Here is a 24,321-nt window from a genome sequence, read left to right as displayed (position 1 = left end):
GCTCAGGCCGCCACGAACTGCCGCTCCACCAGGCGCCGGTAGAGCCCCTCCTGGGCCATCAGCGCCGCGTGGCTGCCGCTCTGCACCACCCGGCCTCCCTCCAGCACCAGCACCCGGTGCGAGTTGGCCACGGTGGACAGGCGGTGGGCGATGATGAGCGTGGTGCGGCCCTGCATCAGCCGCTCCAGCGCCTCCTGCACCAGGTGCTCGCTCTCCGCGTCCAGCGCGGACGTCGCCTCGTCCAGCACCAGGATGCGCGGGTCCTTCAGCACCGCCCGGGCAATGGCCACGCGCTGCTTCTGGCCGCCGGACAGCTGCACGCCGCGCTCGCCCACCTCCGTGCGGTAGCCGTCCGGGAAGCGCTGGATGAAGTCGTGCGCGTTCGCGGCCCGGGCGGCGGCCTCCACCTCCGCGTCCGTGGCATCCGGGCGGCCGTAGCGGATGTTGTCCGCGATGGAGCACGAGAACAGCAGCGGCTCCTGCGCCACCGCGCCCAGGTGCCGGCGCAGCCAGCCCGGGTCCAACGCGCGCAGGTCATGCCCGTCCACCCAGATGCCCCCCGCCTGCGGGTCGTACAGGCGCGCGAGCAGCGCGGCGATGGTGGACTTGCCCCCGCCCGACGGCCCCACCAGCGCCACCACCTCACCCGGCGCCAGCTCCAGGTCCAGCCCCTGGAGCACCGGCACGTCCAGCCGCGAGGGATAGGCGAAGCGCACGTCCCGGAACGACACCCGCCCCGCCAGCGAGGAGGGCCGCTCCCCGCCCTCCAGCGGGATGGCGGGCACGCGGTCGATCATCTCGAACACGCGCTCCGCGGAGCCCGACGCGCGCATGAAGTCCCCCCACAGGTCCGTCAGCCCGCTCAGCGCCGTGGACACCAGCAGCGTGTACGCGAGGAACGACGTGAGGCTGCCCACGGACAGGTCTCCGCGGATCATCAGCCGGCTGCCGTACCAGAGCACCAGCGCCGCCGCGAGGAGGCCGCCAAAGCCGCTGCCCGCCATGAAGGCCGCGGACAGGCGCGAGCGCTGATACATCAGCGACAGCACCTGCGACAGGCGCCCCCGGTAGCGCGCCACCTCGTGGCGTTCCGCGGCGAAGGCGCGCACGGTGCGGATGCCGGTGAAGACCTCGTCCGCGACGCCCGTGGCCTCCGCCAGCGCCGCCTGCACCTGGCGCGAGGCCTGGCGGATGCGCCGCCCCACCACGACGCCCGCGATGGCCACCGGCGGCACCACCGCCACCATCAGGAGCGCCAGCGACGGCGACGTGTAGAAGAGCATCGTCAGGCCGCCCACCGCCTGCGCGCCGCTGCGCAGCGCCGTGGCGATGTTGTTGCTGACCGCGTGCTGCAGCACGGTGGTGTCCGCGGTGAGCCGGCTGGTCAGCTCCCCCGTGCGGCGCATGTCGAAGAAGGCCACCTCCTGGTCCACCAGCCGGGCGAACAGCTCCTCGCGCAGCCGCGCCACGGCGCGCTCCCCCGCGGTGTTGAAGAAGTAGAAGCGCAGCGCATCCGACACCGCGCGCACCGCGAACACGACGACGAGCCCCAGCGCCATGCGGTCGATGACCGTCTGGTCCTTCGCGCCCAGCGCCTCGTCGACGATGACGCGCAACGCCTGCGGGAGCACCAGCGACAGCGCCGTGGCCACCACCAGGAAGAAGAGCCCCACGCCCAGCGCGCGGCGCTCCTCCCAGGCCAGCCCCAGCAGGCGGCGCACGGAGACGGAACCACGGTCGGGGGCCGTCACCGGAGGAAGGACTCCGCCTGGCCGTAGGGCATGTCCGCGTCCACGCCGTGCTCCCGGCAGTGCGCCAGCAGCTTGCGCGACTCCACCAGCTGCGGGGACTGCTCGTGGTAGCCCATCACCATCACGTGGCCCAGCCACGGCTCGCGGCCCATGGCGTAGATGCGCACCTGCCGGGGCTTGAGCCGCTGGACGATGTCGATGGCGCGCGCCGCGTTGGAGCCGTTGAGCCGCCGCGACTGGTCCATCTTCCGCGACAGCGGCGCGGGCAACAGCGGCCCGTACATCCAGCTGAGCGGCCCGCCCTCCGACTCCATGCCCAGCCACATCATGTCGATGGGGCCCACGTACGGCTGCACGTGCTCGTACAGCCGGGGCTCCAGCGCGTTGGAGTCCGCCGCCATGAGCAGCGCCTTGCCCTCCAGCCGCACCAGGTGCGCCAGCTTGCCGCGCACGTCCAGGTCGCCGTGCTCGCCCAGGAACGGGAGGCCCACCAGCTCGCCACCCGGCACCGGCAGCGACTCCAGCTCCGACAGCGTCACCACGTTGCGGAAGCCCGCGTGCTGGAGCATCAGCTTCAGCGACGGGTCCACCAGCGCGCCGCCGCCTCCCGCGGGCACCACCACCGTGCCGATGCGGTGGCGCAGCTGGAGCAGCGGCTCGAACATCAGGTGGTCCGCGTGGCCGTGCGTGAGCAGCACGTAGTCGATGCGCTCCGGCAGGTCCGCGAAGGTGAAGCGCGGCAGGTCGGTGGGGAAGTCGTAGCTCACCACCGGGTCCGTGAGCACGCTCACGTGGCGGGACTCAATCAGCACGCACGCGTGGCCGAAGTAGCGCACGCGCACCCCGTCGCCGTCGTAGCGCGGGGCGGGCCGGGGCGGCTCGGGCGTGAAGAAGGTGGCGAAGGTGTCCCCGTCCTGGGGGGCAATCCCCAGCGCGTCGCGCACCGCCTCCAGCGGGGCCGGCGTGCGCCGCATCGCGAACAGCGTGTCCCAGGCCTCGTGCCGGAAGGGCAGGCGCACCTGGAGGTCGCCCTCGCGCGAGTCGTCCAGCCGGGGCGTGCTGAAGACATACGGACGCGCGTCCCCGTGCACCAGCCGCAGGGATACGCTCTGCGAGGACTCGCGGTGGAAGGGGCTGCGGTAGAGCAGCGGCTCGAAGAAGCGCGCGGACGCGCGGTTTCGCAGGTCATACGTGAGCTCCACGTAGCCGCGCAGCAGGTCCGGCACGCGCGGGTACAGCTCCTCCAGCGAGTAGCCCTCCGCGGAGGCGAGCAGCGCGTCCAGCTCGCGCATCGCGGCCGCGTACCGCATGGCCAGCGACTCCTCCTGGAGCGTGCGCTCCAGCAGCGCCTTCACCTCCCCCACCCGCTCCACGCCGCAGTTCAGGTAGGGGCCGCCGCGCAGCGCGGGGCTCTTGAGCGCCGCGACGTGGATGGCGGGGTTCGCGACGAAGGACTCCATGATTTTCACGTGGAGGTTCGCGACGAACAGCGGCGCCGTCATGGGCGACGCCAGGAACCACCATGCGTACCATTGGTTGTGGAGCGGCTCGGCGACGACGTTCTGCTTCAGGTACACCGGGGGGCGCGACATCAACACTCCTTCAAGGGGTTGCTCAGGCGGCCTTCGCCAGCCGGGCCAGCGACTCGCGCGCCGCCTCGCGCAGCGAGGGCTCCGGGGACTCCAAGAGCCGCTTCAGCGCCTGCGGCACGTCCGCGTCCGGATAGGCGATGTCGCCCAGCCGCCGGGCCGCCAGCACCCGGTCCCGCACCGCCCCCCGCGTCAGCTCCAGCAGGAGGAAGTCGCGGTAGCGCGCGAGGAAGGCGTTCTCCGCGTCCAGCATCCGCGCGCACGCGTCCTTCAGCGCGGCCTTCGCCGCCGCGTCCTCCGGCACGCGGTAGCCCCACTTCTGGCGGAGCGCGAAGATGGACTCGTACAGCGGCGTCCAGGCGTCGTTCAGGTGCGCGCGGTGCGCCTGGATGGCGTCGCGCTTGGAGAAGGTGTGGCGGCCCGCGTCCAGCGCCACCGCCGCCGTCGCCATCCGGCACGCCAGCGTGACCAACTCCTTGAAGCCCCGGTGCAGCTGGCCCTGCGCGTCCGTCACCTCGCGGTAGTCGTAGCCGTACAGCTCGCCGCGCGCGTCCGGGTACGCCAAGGGGAAGCGCAGGGGCGCGTCCTCGGGGCGGGCGCGCGCGCGTTCGATGAAGCGGTAGGGCTGGTGCATGCTGTGGCGCGTCCACGCCTCCAGCGGCATCAGCGGCACGCGGTCGCGGACGTCCTCGCCCGCGATGAGCAGCGCGTTCTGCTTGAGGTTCACCTCGCCCTCGGCGACGAGCCGCGCCTCCTCCACCGCGTTCAGGTCCAGCGGGTAGCGGGCCAGCGGGCCCACCGCCATGCGGAAGCGCTCGAAGCGGTCCTCCTCGCCCGGCAGGAACGTGTCCTTGAAGACGAGCGTGAGGTCCAGGTCGCTCTCCCCCACCGCCTCGCTGGTGGCGTGGCTGCCCACCAGGTAGCAGGCCCGCACGCGCCCCGGGAACGTGAGGGCGTACAGCCCCACGAAGCCGAACAGGAGCGCGTTGACGCCCATGTCCTCCGTCAGCCCGACCAGCGACACCTCTTCCACGTCCGTCACGCCGTCACCTGCATCGGGTGGGCTTCCTTGTGCTCGGGCGCGCCCGCCAGCCTGCGGGTGAGCCGGCGGCGCACGACGTCCACGTGCTCGCGGAAGAAGTACAGGTTCTCCGCGTAGGCGATGGGCACCGCGATGCGGTTCACCTCGCGCTCCGCCTCCTCCAGCCGCTTGAGCATGTCCTGGAGCATCTCCTGGTCCGGGTCCTCCTCCAGCTGGATTTCAATCTCCTTCAGCCGCGCGTACCACCGGTGGATGCGCGAGCGCACCCGCCACAGGAACACCGCGGGCACCGCGCGCCCCAGCGGCACCACCACCGCGATGATGGGCACCAGCATCACCCACAGCCGGTCCACCAGGTTCGCCGCCCAGAACGGCAGGTAGCGCTGGAGCAGCGGCACGCCCGTCGCGTAGTAGCGCTTCGCCTCGCTGCTCAGGGGGAAGCCCGCCGCGAGCGGCGCGGGGAACTCGCCCGTCTTGTCCAGCAGGCCCGCGGAGCCGCTGATGTCACTGGCCGCGCGCATCAGGAGATAGGCGAGCGCCGGGTGCAGCGAGTCCCGCGCCAGCAGGAGCGCGTTGGGCGCGAGCAGCACCACGTCCTGGTCCGGCACGTTCTTCGCGAAGTCGAACACGCCCTGCGGCAGCACGTGGCGCGACAGGTACGGGTAGCGGCGCGTGTACGCCTCCGCGCGCGTGAAGCTGAGCAGCCGCACGTCCTTCACCGCCGCCAGCTTCTGGATGCGCGGCGACTCCGCCGGCGACACCAGGAACACCGCGTCCACCCGGCCCTGCGTCAGCGCCTCGATGGCCGCGTCCCGGTCCAGCGGCAGCAGTTGCGTGGGCGCCGTGTCCACCTTGTTCGCCTGGAGCAGCGTCATCGCCAGCGCGCGCGTGCCGCTCTCCTCGGGCCCCACCGCGATTCTCTTGCCCGCCAGGCCGCACACGTCGTCCACGGGCTCGCCCCGGTAGAAGACCCACAGCGGCACGTAGGAAAGGCTGCCCAGCGACGCCACGTGCTCCGGCACCTCCTGCCCCTTGCCGCCGGTGGTGCCGCTCTGCGCGAAGGCGATGTCCACCCCGCTGTCCTCCGCGTTCAGCAGCGCCACGCTGCCCACGGAGCCCTTCGTGTTGCGCAATTCCAGCGTCACCCCGTGCTGCGCGAGGAACTTCTGGTAGCGCTTCGCCATGTAGTTGAAGCCGCCCTCGTCCGGCGCCAGCGCCATCACCAGCGTCTTGGGCGGCGCGGGCTTGACGAAATAGAACGTCACCGCGAACGCGACCGCGATGAGCACCGTCGCGGGCGCGATGGCGATCCACAGGTCGCGCCGCAACGTGCGCTTGAGCTGCGCCTTCAACGTGTCCGTCTTCATGAGGATGCGCAGTATACCGACCGCGCCGTGCGGGGCCCCGCCGCACACCGCGTCGGTCCAGGCAGGCAGGCACGTCCCGACCCAGGGGCACTTGGCGCAACCCCTTGCGCGACACACCCTCCCTCCCAGGCCTTTCTGAAGGGGTGCGGCATGGGTTGGCGCGGCGGGTGGGCGGTGTCTTTGCTGGTGGTGGGGGTGGGCTGCGGCGGGGCGCTTCCGGAAGAGCAGACGGAAGCCGGTCTCGCACAGGAGCCTACCTCGGCCCCGGAAGTGACGGAGGAGGGCCTCTGCCTCCCGACCGCCGCGGGCACCCAGCGGGTGAAGACCCTCCTCCCCCCCTCGGAGCTGGGCATCCCGCGCTTCGCGATGGGGCCGGGCGGCTTCGTGGACTTCAAGGGGACGCTGCACTTCGCGGTGAACTTCGAGGACGGCCGCCGCGCCCTGTGGCGGAGCACTGGCACGGACGCGGGCACCACGGAGGTGAAGGGCTTCCCGGCGACGGCGGGCACCAGCACACCGCTCCTCTCGCAGCTCACCGCCACCCCGACGCAGCTCTTCTTCCAGGCGCCGGACGCGGCGCACGGCAACGAGCTGTGGGTGAGCGACGGGACGACGGCCGGCACCCGGCTGGTGAAGGACGTGACGCCGGGCGCGGAGGACTCGTACCTCACGCACCTGACGGCGGCGGGCTCCACGCTGGTCTTCTTCCGGGAGGTGTTCGACGCCACCGTCTTCACCACGCGCTACGAGCTGTGGAAGTCGGACGGCACCACCGCGGGCACGGTGCGCCTGCGCGACTTCGGCACCACCGTGGACGTGAGCTACCTGGACGCGAAGTCAGGCAACGCGCTGCTGTTCTTCGTGCGGGAGCTGGAGGGCGCCACCTCCCTGTGGCGCACGGACGGCACCGCCGCGGGCACCGTGCAGCTCAAGCGGCTGGACGCGGGCCCTGACACCTACCCGAACGACGTGCGCACCTCCGGCGCGCTCACCCTGTTCAAGCTGGATGAGAGCAGCGGTCTGTCGGAGCTGTGGAAGTCGGATGGGACGGCGGGCGGCACCCTGCGACTGGCGTCGTTCGGTGCCACGCGCTCCATGCGCGTGCTGGGCGCGCTGGGCGGGTACGCGTACGTCACGACGACCTCCTACAGCACCCAGTACATGGTGCTCTACCGCGTGCCGCTCGCGGGCGGGAACCCGGAGCCCGTCGTCACCCTGCCCAACGACTACGCGTCGCAGGGCGAGGCGTTCCCGTACATCGACGCTGTGAGCCAGGTGCCGGGCGGCTCGAGGCTGTACTTCAGCGTGGCCATCGGCAGCAACGGCCCGGCCCCTCGCGACACGCAGCTGTGGGTGACGAACGGCACGGCCGGGGGCACCACGCTGCTGCGCCGGCCGCTGAGCCTGTCGGATGAGTACGGCTCGCCGGTGTACGCGGTGACGGACAGCCTGGTCTTCTTCAGCGCCTACGACACCGCGACGGGCATCGAGCCCTGGGTGAGCAACGGCACGCCCTCCGGAACGCGCCTCCTCAAGAACATCGCCGCGCCGGCGCAGGGGGGCTCCTCCTACCCGCGCGAGTTCTTCCGCCAGGGCAGCCGCGTCTACTTCAGCGCCTACGACGACACGCTGAACGCGCAGCTCTGGTCCAGCGTGCTCGGCGGCACCTGTCTGGCGCCGGAAGACGCACAGTAGGCGCACCCGCCTCCCCGCCCCGGCCTGCGCCGGACGCGGGGACGGCCCCCCGCCCGGGCTCCAGGCGGGTGACCGTGCCCGGCGCCAACGTGGGTGTTAGACACCCGCGCATGCCCACCGTCAGTGACAGCGCGCGCCGCGCGGGACTCCGCCTCGAACGCAGCCAGGCCTCCCGTCAGTTCCAGGGCCAGGGCTTCCGCAACACCGCCCCCGTGGGGCCCGGCCTCCAGGGAAACCCGCTGCCGCTGCTGGGCGAGTACTTCTTCGGCGGCACGCAGCGCACGCCGCCCGCGCCGCTGCCGGTGGACGACCCGCGCGGCGCCTGGGGCCGCGCGCCGGACACCGGCCTGCGCGTCACCTGGCTGGGGCACAGCACGATGCTGCTGGAGGTGGACGGGGCCCGCGTGCTCACCGACCCCGTCTTCGGCGACCGGGCCTCGCCCGTGTCCTTCGCGGGCCCCCGGCGCTTCCACGCCACGCCCGTGCCGGTGGACGCGCTGCCGGACCTGGACGCGGTGCTGGTGTCCCACGACCACTACGACCACCTGTGCCGGACCACCATCCAGGCGCTGGCGAAGCGGCGGGTGCCCTTCGTCACCGCGCTGGGCGTGGGCCGGCACCTGGAGGCCTTCGGCGTGGCGCCGGAGTTGATCACGGAGCTGGACTGGTGGGAGGAGCACCGCGTGGGCCCGGTGGCCTTCCGCGCGGCGCCCTCGCAGCACTTCTCCGGCCGGGGCCTGGGCGACCGCAACACGACGCTGTGGGCGTCCTGGGTGCTCACCACCGACAAGCACCGGCTGTTCTTCAGCGGTGACACCGGCCTCACGACGGAGTTCGAGGAGATTGGCCGCAGGTGCGGCCCCTTCGACCTGGTGATGCTGGAGGTGGGCGCGTTCCACCCGAGCTGGGGCGGCATCCACCTGGGCCCGGAGAACGCGCTCAAGGCGCACGCGATGCTGGGCGGCGGCACGCTGATGCCGGTGCACTGGGGCACCTTCAACCTGGCGCTGCACGCGTGGGACGAGCCCGCGGAGACGCTGGTGCGGCTGGCCACGGAGCAGCAGGTGCGCCTCTTCACACCGGGCCTGGGCCGGAGCCTGGAGCCCTCGCGCGTGGAGGGCGTGACGCCGTGGTGGCGCGAGGTGGGCGAGCCCCGGCTCGTGCCCCGCCTGGCGCCGTGAGGCATTGGGCGTGGCGTAGAGTCCCGCCATGACCCGCTCCCCCCGGCTCTCCGTCGCGCTGTCCCTGGCCTTCCTGCTGTTGCCTCTCATGGCGTGCGACCCGGCGGCCGGGGCGCAATCCCAGACAGACGACCCGAAGCCCACCGTGACGAAGAGCGCGAAGCGGGGCCTCGGGTATGGCCATCACTCGGCGGAGGACCTGAAGGCGCTCTCCCCCGGGATGAGCTGGTGGTACAACTGGTCGCCCCGCCCGGAGGCCGGCGCCGCCAGCGTCTACGTCTCCGAGAACGTCTCCTTCGTGCCCATGGCCTGGGGCGGCACGCCCACGGTGGCCCAGCTCGAGTCCGAGATTCCGGCGGGCGCGCGATACCTGCTGGGGTTCAACGAGCCCAACTTCAAATCCCAGGCGAACAAGACGCCCCGCCAGGCCGCGGCGCTGTGGCCCGTGCTGGAGGAGGTGGCCCGCCGCAAGGGGCTCAAGCTGGTGTCCCCGGCGGTGAACTACTGCGGCGACTGCGTGTCGGAGGACGGCGTCACCTTCACCGACCCGGTGGTGTACCTGGATGCCTTCTTCAAGGCCTGCGCGAACTGCCAGGTGGATGCCATCGCCATCCACTGGTACGCGTGCGACCTGAGCGCGCTCAAGTGGTACGTGGGGCAGTTCAAGAAGTACAACAAACCCCTCTGGCTGACGGAGTTCGCGTGCGGCGACCGGCCCCATGACGAAATCACCGTGGCCGTGCAGAAGCAGTACATGGTGGATGCCATTGGCTATCTGGAGACGGAGCCCGCCATCGAGCGCTACGCGTGGTTCTCCGGACGCAACAACGAAATCCCCTCCATCAACCTGCTGGGCGCCTCCGGGGAGCTGACGGAGCTGGGCCACCTGTACGTCACGCTGGCCGCCGGCGCCGCGAAGCCATCCCCCTGAAGGGGTGCGGCTGCGTCCCACACACAGGGTTGGACAGACGCGGAGACGTCTATTCGGCGGTCCCGGGATTCTGGGGCTAAGGTGGCCGCCTCATGGCGCTCGAGGCGGGGGACACCTTCGGAAGGTATGAGCTGGTGTCCTGGCTGGGCCGGGGCGGCATGGCGGAGACGTGGCTCGCGCAGCTGGTGGGGGCCGCGGGCGTCACCAAGTCCGTGCTCATCAAGAAGGTCCTGCCCGAGTACGCGGACGACGAGGCCTTCATCTCCATGTTCATCAGCGAGGCGCGCATCTCCGCCACGCTGTCGCACGGCAACGTCGCGCAGGTCTTCGACTTCGGACAGGTGGAGGGCGAGTACTTCCTCGCCATGGAGTTCGTCGACGGCAAGCCGCTCGACAAGGTGCTCAAGCGCGCGATGCGCAGCGGGATGCCCGCCCTGCCCATCCCCGTCGCCGTCTTCATCGCGATGGAGATGTGCCGGGGGCTGCACTACGCGCACACGCGCACGGACAGCAGCGGGAAGCCTTTGGGCATCGTCCACCGGGACATCTCTCCGGACAACGTGCTGCTGAGCTACGAGGGCCAGGTCAAGATCGTCGACTTCGGCATCGCCAAGGCGCAGCTGCTGCGCAACTTCAAGACGGCGCCGGGCGTGGTGAAGGGCAAGTACCTCTTCTTCTCTCCGGAGCAGGCGCGCGGGGAGGACGTGGACGCGCGCACGGACGTCTGGGCCACCGGCGTCGTGCTGTATGAGTTGCTCTGCGGCCGGCTGCCCGTGGATGGCCCGCCCCATGTGGTGATGATGAAGATTGCCCATGGGAAGATTCCACCGCTGAACCAGGTGCGGCCGGACCTGCCGGAGGCCCTCAACCGCATCGTCCTCAAGGCGTTGAGCCCGGACCCGGCGCAGCGTTACGCCTCCAGCCACGCGTTCGGGGATGCCCTGGCGGAGTTCCTGTATGCGAACCATCCCCGCTTCTCGTCCCTGAGCCTCGCGCACCTGCTGCGGGTGCTGTTCCGCGGCGACCTGCTGAACGAAGGCCGGGAGCTGGCGGTTCCAGAGGACTTCCTGGAGGAGCTCAAGGCCTGGCGCCAGCCCGTGGCGCAGGAGCGGATCCCCACGGTCCCCCACGTCCGGGCCCTGAAGACGCCTCGCCAGGCCACCGCGGCGGTCATCGTCACGCGCGAATTCCACGAGGAGGCGCCCGCGCTGCCCACGGCCGAGGTGTCGCCGGTCCGCCGCTCCCGCGCGCCCTGGGTGGGGCTCGCGCTGGGCGGCGCGGCGCTGCTCGCGCTGGGCGGTGGCGCCTGGTGGACCCGGTCCCGGAACGCGCCGGCGGCCATCGTGAGCGCGCCGCGAGCGCCGGTTCAGGAGCCGGCCCGGGACACGGCCCCGGATGCCGGAGAGAAGATGCCCGAGCCGCCACCACCGCCTCCGCCTGTGGACGATGGGTGGAATGAAACGCAGGTGGGCAAGCTGCTCGCGGACGTGTATCGCATGGGCAAGAGCAACAAGGACCTGCCCCGGGCCGCGAAGCTGGTCCAGACCTGTGTGGACGCGCTGCCTGACAACGCGGACTGCCGGCTGGCCGCGGGCCTCACCTACGAACGGCTCCGGGCCTTCGACAAGAGCGCGCTCCACTACCAGACCTTCCTGGAGCGCGCGCCCGCCACGGACATCCGGCGGAGCGCGGTCTCGGACCGACTGGCGGCCCTGCCGCTGCGCAAGCCGCTGGAGCCCACACCCGCCAGCGAGGCGGAGCTGGAGTCCTCGCGGAGCGCCGTCCTGGTGCACCTGACCCGGGGCCAGCTGAAGGAAGCGCTCGACGCCGCCACTCAATGCGTCACGCGTCTGCCCCGCGAGCCGGAGTGTCACCTGTTGCAGGGGGACGTCCTGGCGAGGATGAACCAGGTCTCGAAGAGCGCGCGAAGCTATGAGCGCTTCCTGGCGTTCGCGCCCGAGGACCATCCCCTGCGCCCCTCCGTCCTGCGCAAGCTCGTCGAGCTGCGGGCGGCAGGCCCCTAGCCCGACAGGCAGGGAGCCTGCATTCGGGGTTTCGCGCGTTCCGGATAGGATGCGCGCCCCATATGGAACTGCAAGCCGGAGATACCTTCGGAAGGTATGAGTTGGTGTCCTGGCTGGGCCGGGGCGGCATGGCGGAGACGTGGCGCGCGCAGCTGATGGGCGCCGCGGGCGTCACCAAGTCCGTGCTCATCAAGAAGGTCCTGCCCGAGTACGCGGACGACGAGGCCTTCATCTCCATGTTCATCAGCGAGGCGCGCATCTCCGCCACGCTGTCGCACGGCAACGTCGCGCAGGTCTTCGACTTCGGGCAGGTGGAGGACGAGTACTTCCTCGCCATGGAGTTCGTCGACGGCAAGCCGCTCGACAAGGTGCTCAAGCGCGCGCTGAAGGCAGGCCTGGGTGCGCTGCCCATTCCGGTGGCGGTCTTCATCGCGATGGAGATGTGCCGGGGGCTGCACTACGCGCATACGCGCACGGACGGCAGCGGGAAGCCCCTGGGCATCGTCCACCGGGACATCTCCCCGGACAACGTGCTCATCAGCTACGAGGGCCAGGTCAAGATCGTCGACTTCGGCATCGCCAAGGCGCAGCTGCTGCGCGGATTCAAGACGGAGCCCGGCGTGGTGAAGGGCAAGTACCTCTTCTTCTCGCCGGAGCAGGCGCGCGGCGAGGACGTGGACGCGCGCACGGACGTCTGGGCCACCGGCATCGTGCTGTACGAACTGCTGTGCGCGAAGCTTCCGGTGGAGGGGCCGCCCCAGACGGTGATGATGAAGATCGCCCACGGACAGGTCCCCGCGCCCACGACGCTGCGGCCGGACCTGCCGAAGGAGTTGAATGACCTGGTGATGCAGGCGCTGGCGCCGGACCGGAAGCGGCGCTTCGAGTCCAGCCATGCCTTCGGGGATGCGCTGGCGGGCTTCCTCCATGCCCACTACCCGCGGTTCTCCTCGCTGAGCCTCGCGAACCTGCTGCGCGTGCTGTTCCGCGCGGACCTGATGCACGAAGGCCGTGAGCTGACCGTGCCCGGCGCCTTCCACGACGAGGCGAAGAAGTGGGGCGGGCCCGCGCTCACGAAGCTGCTGGATGCCCCGCCGCCGGAGCAGGTCCAGACGCGGCGGCTCCCGCGCGCCGCCGCGAAGCCGCCGCCCCCCGAGACGACGCAGCCCGACGCGCCGACGATTCCGACGGGGCGCTCCCGCCGGGCCCTCTACGGCGCGAGCGCGGTGGGAGGCCTGGCCGTGGTGGGAGCCAGTCTGTGGTTCCTGATGGGCGCCCGCGCACCGGCGCCCGTCGTACCGCCGCAGCCCATCGCACAAAGGATCGCGGTCGAAGCGCCCACTCCGAAGGCCGAGCCGCCGGCGCAGGCTCCCGTGGAGGAACCACCGGAAGCAGTGGCGGCGGCGCCGGCGGAACACATCGAGGAGCCAGCGCCCGCGAAGCCCGCGCACTCCACCCGGAAGTCCTCCGTCCGGACCGTCCGCGCCACCCAGCGCGTCCAGGCCGAGGAGCCACAGCCGGTCCCGGTCGTCGAGGAACCCGCGCCGCCCACGGTCGTCGCGGCCAGCGCGGTCCAGGAGCCGCCTCCGGCCGTCGAGGAGAGCGCCCCCGCGCCCAGGAAGGGCGTCCTGGGCCTGCTCGACTCCAAGCGGCAGGAGGTGCAGCAGAAGGTCACCTCGCTCGTGAAGACGAAGCAGCAGCAGTTCTCCGGCCTGCTCCAGAGCAAGGACTACGACGCGGCCCTGGAAGCCGCCAATGACTGTGCGAAGAACAATCCAGGCGTGCCGGAATGCCACCTCATGCTCGGGGACGTCCACGCGAAGATGAACCATCCGCGTGAGAGCACGCAGCACTACGAGACCTTCCTGAAGCTCGCCCCCGCGGACCATCCCCGCCGGGCGCGCGTCCAGGAGGTGCTTGGGAAGAGCGGTGCCACGAATTGAGCGGTCAGTGATTTCCACTCGCTGACATCCCGAGCGGCCAGGCAGGCAGAAAGGCAGCCGTGATTCTGCCATCCCTGGAATCTGGGTTTAGAATGTCCGCCCCATGGCACTCCAAGCGGGCGACGTCTTCGGTCGGTATGAGTTGGTGTCCTGGCTCGGCCGGGGCGGCATGGCGGAGACGTGGCGTGCCCAGCTGGTAGGCGACGCGGGCGTCACCAAGCCCGTGCTCATCAAGAAGGTCCTGCCCGAGTACGCCAACGACGAGGCCTTCATCTCCATGTTCATCAGCGAGGCGCGCATCTCCGCCACGCTGTCCCATGGCAACGTGGCCCAGGTCTTCGACTTCGGCCGGGTGGATGGTGAGTATTTCCTGGCCATGGAGTTCGTGGACGGCCAGCCGCTCCACCGCGTCCTCAAGCGCGCGATGAAGAGTGAGCTGGCCGCGCTGCCCATTCCCGTCGCCGTCTTCATCGCGATGGAGATGTGCCGGGGCCTGCACTACGCGCACACGCGCACGGACAGCCGTGGCCAGCCGCTGGGCATCGTCCACCGCGACATCTCGCCGGACAACGTGCTGCTGGGCTACGAGGGGCAGGTCAAGATCGTCGACTTCGGCATCGCGAAGGCCCAGCTCATCCGGGGCTTCAAGACAGCGCCGGGCGTGGTGAAGGGCAAGTACCTCTTCTTCTCCCCGGAGCAGGCACGCGGGGAGGACGTGGATGCGCGCACGGACGTCTGGGCCACGGGGGTCGTGCTGTATGAGTTGCTCTGCGGCAAGCTGCCGGTGGAGGGGCCGCCCCACGTGGTGATGATGCGCGTGGCGCGCGGGGAGATTCCCGCGCCGAGCGTGCTCCGGCCGGACCTTCCGAAGGAATTGAATGACATCGTGATGAAGGCGCTGGCGCCGGACCGGGAGCAGCGCTTTGAATCCAGCCATGCCTTCGGGGACGCGCTGGCGGGGTTCCTGTATTCGAACTTCCCGCGCTTCTCCGCCATGACCATCGCGCACCTGCTGCGCGTGCTGTTCCGCGGAGACCTGGCGCAGGAGGGCCGCGAGCTGTCCGTGCCGGGTTCCTTCCTGGAGGAGCTGAAGGCCTGGCGCGAGCAGGCCACGCCCGAGGAGCCCGCCACCCCGGTTCCCGTCACCCAGCGTCAGACCCGGCGCCTCCGGCCGGTCACCCCACCGCCGGTCACCGCGACGACAGAGCCGCGGTCCATCGTGCCCTCCCCTGGAACCCCACGTTCGCTGGTCTACGGCGTGAGCGCGGGAGGACTGCTGGCCGTGGGTGCGAGCCTGTGGCTGCTGCTGGATGCGCATTCGTCCGGGAGCACCGAGGGAGCCCCACCGCCCACGCCCATTCGTGCACCCGCGCCTGTCGTGGAGCCCTCGCCGCCGCCAACAGCCGACAATCCACAGTTCACGCGAGGCACGGCGTCGAAGTCGCCGAGGGGGGACTCACCTGACTCCTTGAAGCCCCGTCCTGCCATCGTGGCCACCCCACCATTGTCCGCCCAGGAGGCCGCCAAGGAACATCCAGGCCAGGAAGCAAATGACGAGACAAGGGCATCAGCAGCGACCATTGAGCGATCAATCGACGAAATCAAGGTGCGGGTCCTGAATCTCGTCAAGTCAGGCGATCCCACAACAGCCCTTGAAGTCGCTCAAGATTGCGCAGCCAGGGCGCCCAGGGTTCCTGAATGCCATCTCATGCTCGGCGTCGTCTACTCCAAGCTCAAGGACTTCAAGAGGAGCGAGCAGTCCTACGAAAAATTCCTGACGCTCACGCCTGAAGGCTATCCCAAACGAGACCTCGTCATCAAAGCCTTGAGCAAGATGCGGGAAGGACACCCACCTCCCGCCAGCCCTCAAGACTGACGACTGTTGAAATCCCTACCCACCATTCCCGCCCTGGATGGCAAGACATCGCAGACAGGGACACAATGGCATCACGCCCACCCCTCGGGCGCTCTTCCAAAGGATCCCACCATGAAGAGAAAGCTGCTCACCGCCAGCGTGTTCCTGTTTGGCCTTATCCTCGGAGGCGCCTCCGCCAGCGCGTCCAGTCCGTCCAAGGATGCCCCGGTCCCCAGCATCACGCCGGAGATGGCTGCGTGCATCGCCGACTGTCAGAGTGGTGGACAGACCTTCGAGGCGTGTTGGGCCTGCTGCGTGCGCAACATCTGCGGCGTGGTGGATTGAACCTGACGCCCACCCCGGTTCGCCATCCCTGGCGGACCGGGGCAGTACCGTCATTCATTGCCACAGCCAGGCAAATCCTCGCTTAGGATGCCCGGCCCATGGGACTGCAAGCGGGGGAAGCCTTCGGGCGGTATGAGTTGGTGTCCTGGCTGGGCCAGGGCGGCATGGCGGAGACGTGGCGCGCCCAGCTGGTAGGTGACGCGGGCGTCACCAAGCCTGTCCTCATCAAGAAGGTCCTCCCGGAGTACGCCAACGACGAGGCCTTCATCTCCATGTTCATCAGCGAGGCGCGCATCTCCGCCACGCTGTCCCATGGCAACGTCGCGCAGGTCTTCGACTTCGGCCGCGTGGACGGCGGGTACTTCCTGGCCATGGAGTTCGTGGACGGCCAGCCGCTCCACCGCGTCCTCAAGCGCGCGATGAAGAGCGGCATGGGCGCCCTGCCCGTGCCCATCGCCGTCTTCATCGCGATGGAGATGTGCCGGGGCCTGCACTACGCGCACACGCGCACGGACGACCGTGGACAGCCGCTGGGCATCGTCCACCGCGACATCTCCCCCGACAACGTGCTCGTCAGCTACGAGGGCCAGGTCAAGATTGTCGACTTCGGCATCGCGAAGGCGCAGCTCCTCCGGGACCTCAAGACGGAGCCCGGGGTGGTGAAGGGCAAGTACCTCTTCTTCTCCCCGGAGCAGGCGCGCGGCGAGGACGTGGACGCTCGCACGGACGTCTGGGCCACCGGCGTCGTGCTGTATGAATTGCTCAGCGGGCGGCTTCCCCTGGACGGACCGCCGCAGGCCGTGATGTTGCGCCTCGCGCGCGGCGAACTCCCGCCTCTGAGCGCGTCACTGCCCGAAGCGCTCCAGCGCATCGTCCTCAAGGCCTTGCATCCGGAGCGGTCCCTGCGCTTCGAATCCAGTCATGCCTTCGCGGAAGCCCTGGCGGGATTCCTGTACGCGAACCACCCGGGCGTGTCCTCGCTGAGCCTCGCGCACCTGCTGCGGATGCTGTTTCGTGAGGACCTGCTGTCTTACGGCCGCGAGCTGTCCATACCGGACTCATTTCCGGAGGAGCTGGCTTCCTGGGGCGGGCAGGCCCCGGCACTCGCGAAGAAGCCCGCGCGCCCCAGGCCGCTGCTCCATACCGGCAGGATCCCTCTCTCCGAATCCGGCCTCGCCGTGGCGGAGGAGGAGGGCGCCCCTGCCGCCGTCGTGCCCACGGCGGCGTCGAAGAAGTGGATGCTGGGCCTGGGCGTCGCCGGCCTCGCCACCATCGGGGCCAGCTGTCTCTGGCTCCTCACCTCCACGGAAGTGCCTCCCGAGCACCCGGGCGCCTCGCGCCCCATCGAGCGTCCGCCCGCCGCGCTCGCATCCCGTCCCGACGAAGCACGGCAGCCGCCAGCCGCGCCCGCGCCCGCGCCCGCGCCCGCCGCCCCGCTCGCGGCCCCTGCTGCGGAGGCCGCCTTGTCCCTCGCCGACTACCAGGACCGCATCCAGGAACGGATGCAGCAGGGAGGCCTCCAGGAGGCCGTGGACCTGGCGCATCAATGCGAGACACGGTTCCCCCGTGATGGGGAATGCCAGCTCCTGCTCGGGGCGCTGTACGCGCGGCTCAATGACAGCCGCAGCAGCGTGACGCATTACCAGCGCTTCCTGGAGTACGCCCCCGGCACGCACCCCAGCCGCTCGAAGGTGGTGCGCATCCTGGACGACGCGCATGCCCTCTCTTCGGCGTCAGGCCGGGTCGTGAAGCCGGAGACCTTCGCCGACATGCTGGACGCCGGCCGCACGGCCTTCCGGGACGAGAAGTTCCCGGAGGCCGCCGCCGCGTACCGGAACGCGCTGGCCATGAAGCCGGCCTCGCTGGATACCAAGCTCGAGCTGGGCCTGACGCTCATCAAGCTCAAGCCCGGCACCCCGGCCGACCGCAAGCAGGCCGTGAAGCTCCTGGAGGACGTCACGCGGAGCCTTCCCACCAACCGGAAGGCCTGGCTGGGATTGGAGACCGCCTACACCCTCACCGGCAACAAGGCCAAGGCCCGGCGCGCCCATGAGCGGTACATGCTGATGTCCCCCAGGAACATGTCGAACCCCGCGAGGGCACGAGAGATGATCAAGAACCTCGGCCGCTAGTCCGCGCCGGGCTGGAATCCCAGCCCCTCCTCCACCTCCGCGCCCGTGAGCGCACGGAAGGCCCCCTCCGCCACCTCCAGCATCACGCGCCCCACCGCTTCACGGTGCAGCGTGAGCACCGGGTGCCCCACCGCCGCGAGCATCCGCTTCACCTGGTGGTGCCGTCCTTCCGTGAGCGTGAGCTCCACCACGTCAGGCGCGCGGAGCACCGCCTCCGCCGGACGCGTGGGGCCGTCCTCCAGCGTCAATCCCTCTCGCAGCCGCGAGAGCGCCGCCTCCGCGGGCTGTCCCTCCACGCGCGCCACGTACCGCTTGGGCAGATGCGTCTCCGGTGCCGTCGCGTGCCGCACCAGCCGTTCGTCGTTGGTGAAGAGCAGCAGCCCCGTGGTGTCCCGGTCCAACCGGCCCACCGCGTACCACTCGAAGCCCTGAAGCTCCGGGGGCAGCACCGCGCGCAGCCTTTCGAAGACGGTGCCCACGCCCTCCGGATCCGAGCCGTGCACCACCGGTCCCGCGGGCTTGTGGAACATCAACACGTGCACCTGGCGCGTCAGCGCGCGCTCCACGCCGTCCACGCGCACCCGCGTCCCCTCCCCCACCGGCGCGAACGGTTCCCGCTCCACCCGGCCGTCCACCTCCACGCGGCCGTCGCGGATCGCCTGCTCGGCTTCGGCCCGGGGCAGCACGCCTGCCCGGCCCAGGGCTCGCGCCAGCCAGTCCGCGCCCGGGCCCGCCGGGGTCTCCGGTCCCCTGCGCCTCGCCGCCTCCAGCCACCGCGGCGTCCGTTGCTTGCGCGCCATGCGTCCTCCCGTGTTCCACCCGCTGTATCAGATGTGTCACGCCCGGGGATTCCCCGAGCACCGCGCACATTGGAGCGAGCAGGAGGGCTTCCAGCGCGGCCCCACGCTGTTTGACTCCCCCGTGCGGCTCTGAGCATGTGCGCGCCCGCCGTGTCCACGCGCCCCTCCGAAACCGCTGATGTGCCGCCCGAGTTCGCCGCCGCGCTCGCGCCCCCGCCCCCCGGCCCCGCGGTGGCCTTCGTGCTGCGCCTGGGCCACGCCCTGCACCGCCACGGCACGCCCGCCCACCGCCTGGAGGGGCTGATGCAGCGGGTGAGCGAGCGGCTGGGCCTGGAGGCCCGCTTCTTCTCCACGCCCACCTCCATCTTCGCGTCCTTCGGCCCGCCCGAGGATCTGCGCACCAGCCTCATCCGCGTGGAGCCCGGCGACTTCGACCTGGAGCGCCTCATCCTCCTGGACATGCTCGCGGACGACGTCATCCAGGGGCGCCTCACGCCCACGGAGGGCGCCACCCGCGTGGAGGACATCCTCGCCCGGCCGCCGCGCTACGGCCCCGTCCTGCAGCTGCTCTGCTGGACGCTGGCGGGCGCCTCCGCGGCGCTGCTGTTCGGCGGCGGCTGGAAGGAGATGGGCGTCGCGGCCTTCAGCAGCCTGGCCATTGGCGCCCTGGACCTGGTGACGCGCAAGCAGCCCACCAACGCGCGGGTGCTGGAGCCCGTGGCGGCCGTGCTGTCCGCCGCGTTCGCGGGCATCGCGGCCCACTTCTTCGGCCCCCTGCACGGCGAGGTGGCCACGCTCGCGGGCCTCATCGTCCTCCTGCCCGGCCTCACGCTCACCATCGCCGTCAACGAGGTGGCCACGCGCAACCTCATCTCCGGCACGTCGCGCCTCACCCACGCCGCGCTGGTGTTCCTCCAGCTGGGCTTCGGCGCGGCCCTGGGCAGCCGCGTGGCCACGGTGCTGCCTCCCGTGCCCACGCCGCCCCTGCCCACCGTGCTGCCCCCGGGCACGGCCGTCGTCGCGCTCGTGGTGGCCGGCTTCGCCATCGCGGTGCTCTTCCGCGCCCGGCCGCGCGACTGGGGGTGGATTGCCCTGGCCGGCGCCGCCGCGTTCATGGGCGCGCGGGTGGGGGCGCTGCTCCTGGGGCCTCAGCTGGGCGCCTTCGCGGGCGCGCTGCTGCTGGGCGTGGGGAGCAACGCGCTGGCGCGGCTGCGCAACCGGCCCGCCGTCACCACCGTGGTGCCGGGCCTGATGCTGCTCGTGCCGGGCAGCGTGGGCTTCCGCAGCCTGGCGTCCCTGCTGGAGCGCGACGTGGTGGCCGGCGTGGACACGGCCTTCTCCATGCTGATGGTCGCGGTGGCGCTGGCGGCGGGCCTGCTGTCCGCCAACGCCATCATGCCTTCACGCAAGGTGCTCTAGCGGGCCGGCCTCACGCCAGGCGCAGCAGGTACACGCCCGCGAGCGTCACCACGAAGTACGGCACCAGCACCGCCGCGCCCGCGTACTCCTTCGCCATGCGCTGGCCGAAGAAGAGGGCCAAGAGCGACAGCGCGGACAGCACCGCGCCCAGGTACGCGATGAACGGGTTGCCGTTCACCAGGAGCATCACCGCGCCCACCGCGCTCAGCGCCCCGGACGCCAGCTCCATCAACGTGATGACCGCCAGCATCGGCGTCACCACGCCCTTCAGGGGCGACTTGGAGAAGTGGCCCGTGAGCCAGCCGAGGTTCCCCTTCCAGTCCACGACCTTGTCCAGGCCGGACTGCAGGAAGAGGATGGCCAGGAAGACGGCGCACAGGAGCTGCGGAACCCAGAGGGTGAAGCGGGCGGAGTCGAAGGGCGGCATGCGCGCACTCTACCGCCCCCCGCGCCGCTCCCAAGTCCGGTGAGCAGGCAACCAGGCGGGCCGGGGGGAATGTTCCCGCGTCATCACAGCCGGGCAGGCTCCCGCCGACAGGTCCGGCTCCCTAAATTCGCAAGGCCATGGCCTCCGATCAGGTAGCGCGACGCGTCTTCGTGGGTCTCATCCTCCTGTCCATCGTCCTCCTGTGCCTGGTCATCCGGCCCTTCGCGGAGGCGTTCTTCCTGGCGGCGGTGCTGGCGGGCACCTTCTACGGCCTGCACAAGCGCTTGCGGAAGCGGCTGCGCGGCCACGGCAGCGTGTCCGCGGGCCTCATCGTCACGGGCATCCTGCTGGCGCTGCTCTTGCCGCTGGGCGGACTGACGGCCTTCATCGTCGCGGAGGTGTCCGAGGGCGCGCGCTTCGTCACGCAGAGCGTGCAGAAGGACGGCATGACCGGCCTGGTGGAGAAGCTGCCTGGCGGTGTCCGGGGGCCGGTGAGCAAGCTCATCGAGCGGCTCCCGCTGGAGCAGGAGCAGATCGACCAGAAGCTCCAGGAGCAGGTGACGACCCAGGGCGGCACGGCCGCCAAGGCCGTCACGGGGGCGGTGGCCGCCACGGGTACGCTCGTCCTCCAGACGACGATGATGCTCATCGCGCTCTTCTTCTTCCTCACCGACGGCGCGCGGCTGGTGCAGTGGATCGAAAGCGTGTCGCCGCTGCGGCGCGGACAGACGCGGGAGCTGCTGCTCGAGTTCAAGAACACGTCCGTGTCGGTGCTCGTCTCCACGGTGGCCACCGCGGGCGTCCAGGCCGTGGCCGCGCTCATCGGCTTCCTCATCGTGGGGGTGCCCGCGCCGCTGTTCTTCGCGGGCCTGACGTTCTTCCTCGCCCTCATCCCCGCCGTGGGCGCCGCGGTGGTGGTGCTCTTCGCCGCGGGCCTGATGTTCCTCAGCGGCCACCCGTGGGCCGCGCTCTTCCTGGCCATCTGGGGCGTCGTCGTGGTGGGGCTCGTGGACAACGTCGTCAAGCCGCTGCTCGCCAAGAAGGGCATGAACCAGCACGGCGCCATCATCTTCTTCGCGCTGCTCGGCGGCCTCGCGGCGTTCGGCACGGTGGGCCTCCTGCTGGGGCCCCTCATCGTCGCCTTCTTCCTCTCCGTGGTGCGCATCTACGAGCGCGACTACGGCCGCCCCAATTCCCGGCTGGGTGACCCGGCCACCCCGGGCGGACCGGTGCAGCCGGGAAACTCGCGCGTCGTGCTCACCAATGAGGCCGGCGCGCCCCTGACGGAAGACGACGCGCCGTCCAACCACTGACGGCCCTGCTTCTTCGTCAGGGCCTGGCCTTCACCGGCGCCGCTCCCTTCATGGGGGACGGCGCCGGAGCCGTTTCGGGCCCCAGCTCCCGGAACGCCTCGCGCACGGCGTCCGGAGAGGCCGCCACCTTCGCGGCGACGCGGCGGGCCTCGGAGGGAGACAGCCGGCCCAGCAGGCTGCGCTCCAGGTGCTGGTCCACGAAGGCCTGGGTGGTGTCCTCCTTCAGGTCCACCAGCTCCCCCTTCGCGTCCAGCACCGGCACCACGCGCGGCGAGTTGAGCAGCAGCACCGTGGGCACGTCCACGGCCTTCACCCGGCGGGCGACCTCGTCGCGCAGCTTCGGGTCGAAGTGGATGCCCTTCTCCTGCACCAGCGCGCGGATGCCCTCGTAGTCGCCGGTGGCCTTGATGACCATGAGCTGGGAGAGCAGCTCGCCCACCGCCTCGCGCATCTTCGCGTAGTCCGGAATCACCAGGTACGTGCGGCCGTCCTGCGTCACCTGCTTCACGGCGCCCTTCTCCTCCAGGAGCGTCACCGTCATGTGGTGGCCGCGCTGGTGGTCCTCCTCGAAGGCGTTGCCCTCCTCCACGCGGCGCAGGTTGGTGAGCCCCTCCACCAGGAAGTCGCGGTACATCTGCCGCGCGATGGCGTCATGGTCCGGCGACAGCTGCGCGAGCGCCGGGTCGAACGCGTGCCACAGCGCGACCAGGTCCGCGCGCGCCTCTTCCAGCGTGTTGTCGTACTCCTTGAGGAAGACGGACGGGGACTGGCCCTTCAGCTTCGCGTCCACCTGGCCAGAGGCGTGGCCCAGCACCTCATGGAAGGCCACCAGCCACTTGCGCGCGGTGACGGAGTACTTCCGGGCCTCTTCGCGGTCCTCCGCCGTGCGGGAGAACTCCAGCGCCAGGGGCAGCCGCGTCACCGCGGAGGCCGCGTCCATGACGTTGGTGATCATCACGCTCTTGCTGCCGTACTTCTCCCGGATGTGCTGCTCGTTGGGCAGGTTGATGCCCGCGGGCGGCTCCGGGTTGGACGTGATGAGGTTGATGGCCTTGGCGACGGGCAGCGCGACCTTCTTGCGGCGGTACTTCTGGGGCCAGGGCAGCCGGTCCTCGAAGTACTGGGCCTTCTGGCCCATGAGCACCATGATCTGGTTCTCCTGCGTGTCACGGTAGTTGACCAGCGCCTCCCACTGGCCCTTGTGGCCGCGCGGGTCGACGTACGTTTCGATGAAGCCCAGGTTGGCGTCCACCTTCGGATCCACCTTGAGCCACGCGATGTTGTACGCGTCCCAGTCCTGGGGGCTGCCCGTCTGGAAGTAGCGCACCAGCTTGCCCAGCGCGGCCTTCTGCGCGGGCTCCGCGGACTTCATCGCCTCCTGGAGGTGCGCGATGACGCGCGAGAGCTCCTTCGCGTACAGGCCCGGCTTCACCTTGCCGTCCGGTGTGCCCGCGCGGAACACTTGCTCCGTGAGCTTGCCGTCCTGCTTCACCACGCGCGAGTTGAGCGGGTACTTCTCCTTGAAGCCCACCAGGTCCTTCTCCGTCACGCCGGGGCCATAGGCGGTGTTGGAGGACGCGGTGAGGAGGTCCTGTCCCGGCGGCGGGGCCTTGGAGGTGAGCTGCGGCTCGAAGGCCGCGTCGAAGAGGGTGGGCTTCAGGTCCTGGAGCCAGGCCTGGAGCGCGGCGTCGTCCTTCACCGTCCAGGGCGCGCCGGCCTTGAGGGCGCGCGAGGCGCCCGCGGCCAGCTGCTCCGCGGTGAAGCCCGGGACGAACTTCTGGCCGGTGGTGCTGTCGTGGTTGCCGCCGTGCCCGTAGAAGCGCAGCAGGTAGTCCGCCAGCTTCGCGTCGAAGCCGGACGCGGCGCTCTGCGCGTCCCGGCCGAAGAGCCACACGCCCTCCAGCAGCTGCTTCGCCGGCACCAGCTTCCAGCCGAGCTGATCCAACGCGATGTCCTCGCCCGCGTGCGCCGCGAGCGTGAGGGACCACGCCACGCGCTTCTCCGCCAGGGACAGCTCCGCGATGCCTGGCGCGAACATCTGGGCGACGGCGGTGTTGCCGGAGCGGGCGCGGAGGAACTTCCCCCCGGGCACGGTGAGGGTGGGCTGCGCGGCCTGCGCGGGCCCGGCGTCGGGCGCCAGGGACTTTGGCGGGGTGGCGGGCGCGGCGGCGAGGACGGCGGCCAGCAGCAGGGGCTTCATGAGGGCTCCGAGGAGACGAGACAGGACGTGGCTACCGCGCGCGCGGGGTGGACTCAAGCCGCGCGCCGCCGCCCCCGTCGCGGCCGGACAGAGCACGCACGCGGGGCGGACGGGGCCCGGCAGGCCTCGAGGGCGCCTCGCGACCACCGGGCCGGCAGGAAATGCGCGGGGCCCGGAGCGCTCGCGCAACAATTGCGCCCGGGCTCGCGCCACCGGACGCGGCCTTGCCCGGCCCGTGGGGAGCGAGGGGAGGCAGAGGGGGCCCGGCGGCGGCATGAAGCTTGAAGTGTCGGGAGTCCGTCAGACA

Annotated in this window: 17 protein-coding genes; 10 read left to right on the top strand and 7 right to left on the bottom strand. The window is 70.8% G+C overall.

From position 1 onward, the window contains the following. Positions 1-2: 2 nt before the first annotated feature. The 4 genes from AABA78_RS25970 to AABA78_RS25955 are packed head-to-tail and all read right to left on the bottom strand — an operon-like array spanning position 3 to position 5,749. Positions 3-1,751, bottom strand: a complete 1,749-nt coding sequence (locus tag AABA78_RS25970) for an ABC transporter ATP-binding protein (protein ID WP_338266782.1) — start codon at positions 1,749-1,751, stop codon at positions 3-5. Continuing rightward, the gene (locus tag AABA78_RS25965) at positions 1,748-3,343 is read right to left on the bottom strand and encodes an MBL fold metallo-hydrolase (protein ID WP_338266780.1); all 1,596 of its coding nucleotides are present in this window, start codon (positions 3,341-3,343) and stop codon (positions 1,748-1,750) included. The genes AABA78_RS25970 and AABA78_RS25965 overlap by 4 nt, the downstream gene beginning before the upstream one ends. 22 nt (positions 3,344-3,365) lie before the next feature. Then, entirely contained in the window at positions 3,366-4,382 is a 1,017-nt protein-coding gene (locus AABA78_RS25960; protein ID WP_338266779.1) for a nucleotidyltransferase domain-containing protein, read from the bottom strand. After that, a complete protein-coding gene (locus AABA78_RS25955) occupies positions 4,379-5,749 on the bottom strand; it encodes a TAXI family TRAP transporter solute-binding subunit (protein ID WP_338266778.1) in 1,371 nt (456 codons plus the stop codon). The genes AABA78_RS25960 and AABA78_RS25955 overlap by 4 nt, the downstream gene beginning before the upstream one ends. A gap of 318 nt (positions 5,750-6,067) precedes the next feature. Between AABA78_RS25955 and AABA78_RS25950 the strand changes: the two genes are divergently transcribed. The 8 genes from AABA78_RS25950 (at position 6,068) to AABA78_RS25915 (ending at position 17,855) form a co-directional block, all read left to right on the top strand. Continuing rightward, positions 6,068-7,444 carry an ELWxxDGT repeat protein gene (locus tag AABA78_RS25950; protein ID WP_338266776.1) on the top strand — a complete coding sequence of 459 codons (1,377 nt, stop codon included), beginning with the start codon at positions 6,068-6,070 and terminating at the stop codon, positions 7,442-7,444. Between the two features lie 110 nt (positions 7,445-7,554). Next, entirely contained in the window at positions 7,555-8,625 is a 1,071-nt protein-coding gene (locus AABA78_RS25945) for an MBL fold metallo-hydrolase (RefSeq protein ID WP_338266774.1), read from the top strand. A 28-nt stretch (positions 8,626-8,653) separates the two neighbouring features. Further along, positions 8,654-9,556 (top strand): glycoside hydrolase family protein, encoded by a 903-nt coding sequence (locus AABA78_RS25940; protein WP_338266772.1) that lies wholly within the window; start codon positions 8,654-8,656, stop codon positions 9,554-9,556. Positions 9,557-9,648: 92 nt separating this feature from the next. After that, on the top strand, positions 9,649-11,580 hold the full coding sequence (locus AABA78_RS25935; protein ID WP_338266771.1) for a serine/threonine protein kinase: 1,932 nt from the start codon (positions 9,649-9,651) through the stop codon (positions 11,578-11,580). Between the two features lie 62 nt (positions 11,581-11,642). Beyond that, positions 11,643-13,523: a protein kinase domain-containing protein gene (locus tag AABA78_RS25930; RefSeq protein WP_338266770.1), complete on the top strand. Its 1,881-nt coding sequence runs from the start codon at positions 11,643-11,645 to the stop codon at positions 13,521-13,523. 103 nt (positions 13,524-13,626) lie between these two features. Then, positions 13,627-15,399 carry a serine/threonine protein kinase gene (locus AABA78_RS25925; RefSeq protein WP_338266768.1) on the top strand — a complete coding sequence of 591 codons (1,773 nt, stop codon included), beginning with the start codon at positions 13,627-13,629 and terminating at the stop codon, positions 15,397-15,399. 111 nt (positions 15,400-15,510) lie between these two features. After that, complete coding sequence (locus AABA78_RS25920; RefSeq protein WP_338266767.1) at positions 15,511-15,723, top strand: hypothetical protein; 213 nt, start codon at positions 15,511-15,513, stop codon at positions 15,721-15,723. A gap of 98 nt (positions 15,724-15,821) precedes the next feature. After that, positions 15,822-17,855: a serine/threonine protein kinase gene (locus AABA78_RS25915; RefSeq protein WP_338266766.1), complete on the top strand. Its 2,034-nt coding sequence runs from the start codon at positions 15,822-15,824 to the stop codon at positions 17,853-17,855. Here AABA78_RS25915 and AABA78_RS25910 read toward each other — a convergent pair. Further along, entirely contained in the window at positions 17,852-18,655 is an 804-nt protein-coding gene (locus AABA78_RS25910; protein ID WP_338266764.1) for a pseudouridine synthase, read from the bottom strand. The genes AABA78_RS25915 and AABA78_RS25910 overlap by 4 nt on opposite strands. A 135-nt stretch (positions 18,656-18,790) precedes the next feature. On the opposite strand from AABA78_RS25910, the gene AABA78_RS25905 reads away from it, so the two are divergent. Continuing rightward, on the top strand, positions 18,791-20,074 hold the full coding sequence (locus AABA78_RS25905) for a threonine/serine exporter family protein (protein WP_338266762.1): 1,284 nt from the start codon (positions 18,791-18,793) through the stop codon (positions 20,072-20,074). A gap of 10 nt (positions 20,075-20,084) precedes the next feature. On the opposite strand, the gene AABA78_RS25900 is transcribed toward AABA78_RS25905, so the two are convergent. Further along, the gene (locus tag AABA78_RS25900) at positions 20,085-20,501 is read right to left on the bottom strand and encodes a DoxX family protein (protein ID WP_338266760.1); all 417 of its coding nucleotides are present in this window, start codon (positions 20,499-20,501) and stop codon (positions 20,085-20,087) included. Between the two features lie 137 nt (positions 20,502-20,638). Here AABA78_RS25900 and AABA78_RS25895 point away from each other — a divergent pair, with 137 nt between their 5' ends. Beyond that, complete coding sequence (locus AABA78_RS25895) at positions 20,639-21,814, top strand: AI-2E family transporter (protein WP_338266759.1); 1,176 nt, start codon at positions 20,639-20,641, stop codon at positions 21,812-21,814. Between the two features lie 16 nt (positions 21,815-21,830). Here the strand turns inward: AABA78_RS25895 and AABA78_RS25890 are convergent, their stop codons facing one another. Beyond that, positions 21,831-24,014: a dipeptidyl-peptidase 3 family protein gene (locus AABA78_RS25890; RefSeq protein ID WP_338266757.1), complete on the bottom strand. Its 2,184-nt coding sequence runs from the start codon at positions 24,012-24,014 to the stop codon at positions 21,831-21,833. Between the last annotated feature and the right edge of the window lie 307 nt (positions 24,015-24,321).

Source organism: Corallococcus caeni, assembly GCF_036245865.1.
Taxonomy (GTDB): domain Bacteria; phylum Myxococcota; class Myxococcia; order Myxococcales; family Myxococcaceae; genus Corallococcus; species Corallococcus caeni.
This window is presented reverse-complemented; position numbering and strand designations above follow the sequence as displayed.

Coding starts and splice junctions, on each gene's coding strand:
- AABA78_RS25965 (WP_338266780.1), bottom strand. CDS start 3,343: ATGTCGCGCCCCCCGGTGTACCTGAAGCAGAACGTCGTCGCCGAGCCG.
- AABA78_RS25955 (WP_338266778.1), bottom strand. CDS start 5,749: ATGAAGACGGACACGTTGAAGGCGCAGCTCAAGCGCACGTTGCGGCGC.
- AABA78_RS25945 (WP_338266774.1), top strand. CDS start 7,555: ATGCCCACCGTCAGTGACAGCGCGCGCCGCGCGGGACTCCGCCTCGAA.
- AABA78_RS25940 (WP_338266772.1), top strand. CDS start 8,654: ATGACCCGCTCCCCCCGGCTCTCCGTCGCGCTGTCCCTGGCCTTCCTG.
- AABA78_RS25935 (WP_338266771.1), top strand. CDS start 9,649: ATGGCGCTCGAGGCGGGGGACACCTTCGGAAGGTATGAGCTGGTGTCC.
- AABA78_RS25930 (WP_338266770.1), top strand. CDS start 11,643: ATGGAACTGCAAGCCGGAGATACCTTCGGAAGGTATGAGTTGGTGTCC.
- AABA78_RS25925 (WP_338266768.1), top strand. CDS start 13,627: ATGGCACTCCAAGCGGGCGACGTCTTCGGTCGGTATGAGTTGGTGTCC.
- AABA78_RS25920 (WP_338266767.1), top strand. CDS start 15,511: ATGAAGAGAAAGCTGCTCACCGCCAGCGTGTTCCTGTTTGGCCTTATC.
- AABA78_RS25915 (WP_338266766.1), top strand. CDS start 15,822: ATGGGACTGCAAGCGGGGGAAGCCTTCGGGCGGTATGAGTTGGTGTCC.
- AABA78_RS25910 (WP_338266764.1), bottom strand. CDS start 18,655: ATGGCGCGCAAGCAACGGACGCCGCGGTGGCTGGAGGCGGCGAGGCGC.
- AABA78_RS25905 (WP_338266762.1), top strand. CDS start 18,791: ATGTGCGCGCCCGCCGTGTCCACGCGCCCCTCCGAAACCGCTGATGTG.
- AABA78_RS25900 (WP_338266760.1), bottom strand. CDS start 20,501: ATGCCGCCCTTCGACTCCGCCCGCTTCACCCTCTGGGTTCCGCAGCTC.
- AABA78_RS25895 (WP_338266759.1), top strand. CDS start 20,639: ATGGCCTCCGATCAGGTAGCGCGACGCGTCTTCGTGGGTCTCATCCTC.
- AABA78_RS25890 (WP_338266757.1), bottom strand. CDS start 24,014: ATGAAGCCCCTGCTGCTGGCCGCCGTCCTCGCCGCCGCGCCCGCCACC.